The organism is Thalassolituus maritimus (assembly GCF_900156675.1).
Taxonomy (GTDB): domain Bacteria; phylum Pseudomonadota; class Gammaproteobacteria; order Pseudomonadales; family Oceanobacteraceae; genus Thalassolituus; species Thalassolituus maritimus.
In genome coordinates this window covers 2082-5197 of record NZ_FTOH01000021.1, presented here as the reverse complement: position 1 = coordinate 5197, position 3116 = coordinate 2082, and the positions used below count along the sequence as shown (strand labels likewise).

Genomic DNA, 3116 nt, shown 5'->3' with positions numbered 1-3116 from the left:
GTTGGATACATGAGTCGAGATTCTCTCGCGAACCGGCGGCTGCCTGTTCGTGTCTTTAACTGTTTATACACCAGTTTGGGTGTTATATGGTCAAGCCTCACGGGCAATTAGTATCAGTTAGCTCAACGCCTCACAACGCTTACACACCTGACCTATCAACCTGGTAGTCTTCCAGGGCCCTACAGGGAACTCGAAGTTCCAGTGAGATCTCATCTTGAAGGAGGCTTCACGCTTAGATGCTTTCAGCGTTTATCCCGTCCGAACGTAGCTACCCGGCAATGCCACGGGCGTGACAACCGGAACACCAGAGGTTCGTCCACTCCGGTCCTCTCGTACTAGGAGCAGCTCTTCTCAAATCTCAAACGCCCACGGCAGATAGGGACCGAACTGTCTCACGACGTTCTAAACCCAGCTCGCGTACCACTTTAAATGGCGAACAGCCATACCCTTGGGACCGGCTTCAGCCCCAGGATGTGATGAGCCGACATCGAGGTGCCAAACACCGCCGTCGATGTGAACTCTTGGGCGGTATCAGCCTGTTATCCCCGGAGTACCTTTTATCCGTTGAGCGATGGCCCTTCCATACAGAACCACCGGATCACTATGACCTACTTTCGTACCTGCTCGACGTGTCTGTCTCGCAGTTAAGCCGGCTTATGCCATTGCACTAACCTCCTGATGTCCGACCAGGATTAGCCGACCTTCGTGCTCCTCCGTTACTCTTTGGGAGGAGACCGCCCCAGTCAAACTACCCACCACACAGTGTCCTCGATCCAGATAATGGACCTGAGTTAGAACCCCAAATTGACCAGGCTGGTATTTCAAGGTTGGCTCCACGGTAACTGGCGTCACCGCTTCAAAGCCTCCCAGCTATCCTACACAAGCCAATTCAAAGTTCACTGTGAAGCTATAGTAAAGGTTCACGGGGTCTTTCCGTCTAGCCGCGGGAACGCAGCATCTTAACTGCGAATTCAATTTCACTGAGTCTCGGGTGGAGACAGTGTGGCCGTCGTTACGCCATTCGTGCAGGTCGGAACTTACCCGACAAGGAATTTCGCTACCTTAGGACCGTTATAGTTACGGCCGCCGTTTACCGGGGCTTCGATCAAGAGCTTCGCTAATGCTAACCCCATCAATTAACCTTCCGGCACCGGGCAGGCGTCACACCCTATACGTCCACTTTCGTGTTTGCAGAGTGCTGTGTTTTTAATAAACAGTCGCAGCCACCTGGTATCTTCGACCGGTCTCAGCTTATGTTCGATTGAACCACCAAAACCGGCGCACCTTCTCCCGAAGTTACGGTGCCATTTTGCCTAGTTCCTTCACCCGAGTTCTCTCAAGCGCCTTGGTATTCTCTACCTACCCACCTGTGTCGGTTTAGAGTACGGTTTCTTTGTAGCTGAAGCTTAGAGGATTTTCCTGGAAGCATGGCATCGACCACTTCGGACTCCGTAGAGTCACCGTCATCACCTCTCGGCATTAAGATCCCGGATTTGCCTAAGATCTCTGCCTACTAGCTTAAACACGGACAACCAACGCCGTGCTGGCCTAGCCTTCTCCGTCTCCCCATCGCACTACAAACAAGTACAGGAATATTAACCTGTTTCCCATCGACTACGCTTTTCAGCCTCGCCTTAGGGGCCGACTAACCCTGCCCCGATTAACGTTGGACAGGAACCCTTGGGTTTCCGGCGAGGGAGTTTTTCACTCCCTTTATCGTTACTCATGTCAGCATTCGCACTTCTGATACCTCCAGCCTGGTTCACACCTTGACCTTCAACGGCTTACAGAACGCTCCTCTACCATGCACTAAGTGCATCCGTAGCTTCGGTGTACAGTTTGAGCCCCGTTATATCTTCCGCGCAGGCCGACTCGACTAGTGAGCTATTACGCTTTCTTTAAAGGGTGGCTGCTTCTAAGCCAACCTCCTAGCTGTTTTAGCCTTCCCACATCGTTTCCCACTTAACTGTAACTTTGGGACCTTAGCTGACGGTCTGGGTTGTTTCCCTTTCCACGACGGACGTTAGCACCCGCCGTGTGTCTCCCGTGATTGAACTCATGGGTATTCGGAGTTTGCAAAGGGTTGGTAAGTCGGGATGACCCCCTAGCCTTAACAGTGCTCTACCCCCCATGGTTAGACACGAGGCACTACCTAAATAGTTTTCGAGGAGAACCAGCTATCTCCGGGCTTGATTAGCCTTTCACTCCTATCCACAAGTCATCCCCTGGCTTTTCAACGACAGTGGGTTCGGTCCTCCAGTTGATGTTACTCAACCTTCAACCTGCTCATGGATAGATCGCCCGGTTTCGGGTCTAATGCATGCGACTGGACGCGCAGTTAACACTCGGTTTCCCTACGGCTCCGCAATTTGCTTAACCTTGCCACATACATTAAGTCGCTGACCCATTATACAAAAGGTACGCAGTCACCGAATAAATCGGCTCCCACTGCTTGTACGTACACGGTTTCAGGATCTATTTCACTCCCCTCACAGGGGTTCTTTTCGCCTTTCCCTCACGGTACTGGTTCACTATCGGTCATCTGGGAGTATTTAGCCTTGGAGGATGGTCCCCCCATATTCAGTCAGGATAACACGTGTCCCGACCTACTCGATTTCACTGTAAATAGATTTTCGTATACGGGGCTATCACCCACTATGGCCGCACTTTCCAGAGCGTTCTACTAATCACAAAACAGCTTAAGGGCTGGTCCCCGTTCGCTCGCCGCTACTAAGGGAATCTCGGTTGATTTCTTTTCCTCGGGGTACTTAGATGTTTCAGTTCTCCCGGTTCGCCTCCTTAACCTATGTATTCAGTTAAGGATACCTGCCTGATGACAGGTGGGTTTCCCCATTCAGAGATCTCCGGGTCAAAGGTTGTTTGCCACCTCACCGAAGCTTATCGCAGGCTACTACGTCTTTCATCGCCTCCAGATGCCAAGGCATCCACCGTGCACGCTTAGTCACTTGACCATATAACCCCAAACCATCTCGATGCTTACAAGCTATGAAGCACAAGATTTTAAGGTGAGAAGTTATTGACGTTAATCCGATCAAGCAACCGCCGGTTCGCTTGAGAATCTCAATTCTCATGTATCCAAATTTTTAAAGAACAAC

1 rRNA gene is annotated in these 3116 nt (G+C 51.1%); it reads right to left on the bottom strand.

Going from position 1 to position 3116, the window contains the following annotated elements:
* Positions 1–86: 86 nt before the first annotated feature.
* Positions 87–2972 (bottom strand): 23S ribosomal RNA (locus BW941_RS17450).
* Positions 2973–3116: the final 144 nt, after the last annotated feature.